This is a genomic window from Vibrio sp. 10N.222.46.A1, from assembly GCF_041473595.1.
In the GTDB taxonomy this organism is placed as follows: Bacteria; Pseudomonadota; Gammaproteobacteria; order Enterobacterales; family Vibrionaceae; genus Vibrio; species Vibrio tasmaniensis_A.
Window position 1 is genome coordinate 1 of the sequence record NZ_JBFRSN010000086.1, and the last position, 3,215, is coordinate 3,215.

The 3,215-nt window shown below is 44.4% G+C and carries 4 protein-coding genes; all 4 read right to left on the reverse strand.

Annotated elements, in window-relative coordinates:
- Window positions 1-256: 256 nt before the first annotated feature.
- The 4 genes from artM to artP all read right to left on the reverse strand — a co-directional run bounded on the left by artM (window position 257) and on the right by artP (window position 3,205).
- Window positions 257-925: an arginine ABC transporter permease ArtM gene (gene artM / locus AB4496_RS03195; protein WP_102258486.1), complete on the reverse strand. Its 669-nt coding sequence runs from the start codon at window positions 923-925 to the stop codon at window positions 257-259.
- Complete coding sequence (gene artQ / locus AB4496_RS03200) at window positions 922-1,608, reverse strand: arginine ABC transporter permease ArtQ (RefSeq protein WP_017100134.1); 687 nt, start codon at window positions 1,606-1,608, stop codon at window positions 922-924. The genes artM and artQ overlap by 4 nt, the downstream gene beginning before the upstream one ends.
- Before the next feature lie 3 nt (window positions 1,609-1,611).
- Entirely contained in the window at window positions 1,612-2,355 is a 744-nt protein-coding gene (locus AB4496_RS03205) for a lysine/arginine/ornithine ABC transporter substrate-binding protein (protein ID WP_009846802.1), read from the reverse strand.
- A 121-nt stretch (window positions 2,356-2,476) separates the two neighbouring features.
- Window positions 2,477-3,205: an arginine ABC transporter ATP-binding protein ArtP gene (artP, locus tag AB4496_RS03210; protein WP_009846803.1), complete on the reverse strand. Its 729-nt coding sequence runs from the start codon at window positions 3,203-3,205 to the stop codon at window positions 2,477-2,479.
- Window positions 3,206-3,215 lie beyond the last annotated feature (10 nt).

Sequence of the window (3,215 nt, forward strand, 5' to 3'; positions counted from 1 at the left end):
AGAATTTTTCTATCTAGTTTCATATGTACGGGACTCTACCACGATTAATCACAGTATTTCAGTGACTTAAAACATAGATAAACTCATTGAATGACAAAATGCAGAATATTTCTATATAGTATGATTTTAGCGAAAACCCGCCCATACTGTGTGTAATCACAGTGCCCTGCACATGCCCAAACACAAAAAAAGCCTGCCATTTATACGAAAATAAATGGCAGGCTTTATACGTTAGTTACGCTTGTGAATTGCTAGCTTATGCCGCTTCGAATGCGAGGGCTTTCTTCTCTACCTGACGGAAGATCAGCGTTAATACGCCGTTCACTGCTAGGTAGAATGCGCCAGCAATGCCGAACACTGTGAGCGTGTCGTAGGTTTGGCCGTTGATACGCTGAGCGTACCCCATCAAATCCATGATGGTGATGGTGCTTGCCAGTGACGTGCCTTTGAAGACTAGAATCACTTCGTTCGAGTAAGCTGGAACGGCGCGACGTAGTGCGTATGGCAGTAACACTTTAAGCGTTGCGATTTTGTCCATGCCTAATGCGCGACATGCTTCCCACTGCCCTGCTGGAATCGCGTTGAATGCACCTCTGAACAGTAGCGTGCTGTATGCCGCGGTGTTCAGTGCGAGTGCTAACATTGCACAGAACCAAGGTTGGCTAAGCCATGCCCATAGGAAGCTTTCACGAATCCAATCGAATTGACCCGGGCCGTAATACACCAAGAAGATCTGAACCAACAATGGTGTGCCGGTAAACAGAGTAATGATGCCACGTGTTAACCAGTGAATCGCAGGTATTCTTAGGGTTAGTGTTACCGTCATCAGCAATGACAAGATACAACCAACAAGCAATGAAGCACCTGTGAGTTGAAGACTGGTCACTAAGCCTTCAAGCATTTGGGAGAGGTATTGTTGATTCATGCCATTGCACCTTTGTTACCCAAACCTTGAATAGAGAACTTACCATCAATCACTTTTACCAATCTTTGTGTGATTAAAGTGATGACCAAATAGATAGCTGCTGCTGTCGCGTACCAAGTGAATGCTTCGTGCGTAGCTGCTGATGTTAATTGCGCTTGTTTCAATAGATCGGTTACGCCAATCAATGAAACCAGTGCTGTGTCTTTCAATAACACTAACCATTGGTTGGTTAACCCTGGTAGCGCGTGTCTTACAGCTTGTGGCAATACGACTCTGAAGAAAGCATGAGATTGCGAAATACCAAGCGCACTTGCTGCTTCTCTCTGGCCTTTGCTTACTGCTTTCAACGCACCACGAATAGTTTGCGAAGCGTAAGAAGCAAAAATAAGTGACAGTGCAACAACACCAGATAAGAACGGGCTCACTTCTATGAAGTCGCCTGTGATCATGAACAGAACTTGTGTCGAACCAAAGTAGATAAACAGTACGACCAGAATTTCTGGTAAACCACGAACAATCGTCACAAATGCAGTCGTTGGCCATTTGATTGCAATACGACGAGACATCTCACCACTTGCAAACAACACTGCTAGAACCAATCCAACCAATAGGCTTACGAACGCAAGCTGAACTGTCATCCAGCTTGCTTCGACGAGCCCTAAAGAGTAACCCGTTAATTCCATAAATTACTTACCGAAGTACTTGTTAAAGATCTTGTCGTATTCGCCGTTCGCTTTCACTGCTGCAAGTGCAACGTTAAGCTGGTCTACAAGTTCTTGGTTACTCTTGTTTACTGCGATACCAAAGCCGTTACCGAAGTACTCTTGGTTTGTTACTTGGTCGCCTACATACGTTAGGTTGTCTTGCTTTTTGAACCATTCAGCTACTACCGCTGTGTCACCAAATACTGAATCGATACGACCGTTTTTCATGTCGATGAATGCATCTTGGTAGCTTGAGTAAGGTACCGCTGTTACGCCAGCCATTTGCTCAAGTAGGAAGCTCTGGTGAGTTGAACCGTTTTGAACGCCAACACGCTTACCTTCTAGTGCTGCTTGGTCTGCTACTTTGCCTTCAATAGAGATGAATGCTGCAGAGTTGTCGTAGTAAGCGTTAGAGAAGTTTACTTGTTTAAGACGCGCTTCAGTGATGTCCATTGCCGAAATAGCGGCATCGTAACGTTTGAATTTAAGCGCTGGGATTAAGCTATCGAACGCTTGGTTGTGAAAAGTACAAGTCGCTTTCATCTCTTCACAAAGTGCGTTTGCTAGGTCTACGTCAAAACCTTGGATTTGGTTGTTCTCGTCCATGTATTCGAATGGTGCGTAAGTTGCTTCCATTGCGAATTTGATTTCGTCTTGTGCCGATGCATTAACAGCCATGCCTGCAGAAGAAAGGCCGATAAGTGAAGCTAGTAGAATCTTTTTCATTTTGTTACTCCGAATCTGTGTGATTTTGACCTGTGGCCATTTTTATAATTTGATTGTTTTAATCGATGTTGTGTTTAGCTAAATCTAGTGAGTTACGTGAATCTTATGCGTTAACTCAGATTTAATGAGTCAAATACTCGGCAAACTCGGGTGTCTGCGGGTTAACGAATGAATCGCTGGTGCCGTGTTCAACGATGTACCCTTTTTCTAGATACAGAACGTGGCTAGCAATCTTCTTCGCGAAATCAACTTCATGTGTCACAACCACTTGAGTAATGCCCGTTCCACTCAACTCTTTAATAATGCTCACAACTTGGTTGGTGATCTCAGGATCAAGCGCCGCTGTTGGTTCATCAAACAACAACACATCCGGTTTCATCATCAGCGCACGTGCAATCGCAACACGCTGTTGTTGACCACCAGACAGTTGAAGTGGCCAAGCGTCTGCTTTGTCGGCAAGTTGAAGTGTCTTTAGTACTTCTTGAGCTTGCTTGATGGCTTCTTGCTTATCTAAACCCGCCACTTTGGTGGGAGCTTCAATTAAGTTTTCCATCACCGTCATATGTGGCCACAAGTTGTATTGTTGGAACACCATGCCAACTTTACGACGAAGTTTAAGCCCCTGCTTTTCTTGGATCTGGCTTGAAAAATCGAATTGCTCGTTCGCAATGTCTAATTCGCCGTTGTCCGCGATTTCTAACAGGTTCAATACACGCAGTAATGAACTCTTGCCCGCGCCGCTTGGGCCAAGCAATACCAAGGTTTCGCCACTTTCACAGTCAAAGCTGATGTCATGAAGAACTTGGGTATTACCGTATGATTTGTTGATGCTCTTTACTTGAATACTCATGCCACAATAC

What these genes read in the sequence shown, in the direction of transcription:
- artP (WP_009846803.1), bottom strand. Translation starts at nt 3,205, where the DNA reads ATGAGTATTCAAGTAAAGAGCATCAACAAATCATACGGTAATACCCAA.
- artQ (WP_017100134.1), bottom strand. Translation starts at nt 1,608, where the DNA reads ATGGAATTAACGGGTTACTCTTTAGGGCTCGTCGAAGCAAGCTGGATG.
- artM (WP_102258486.1), bottom strand. Translation starts at nt 925, where the DNA reads ATGAATCAACAATACCTCTCCCAAATGCTTGAAGGCTTAGTGACCAGT.
- AB4496_RS03205 (WP_009846802.1), bottom strand. Translation starts at nt 2,355, where the DNA reads ATGAAAAAGATTCTACTAGCTTCACTTATCGGCCTTTCTTCTGCAGGC.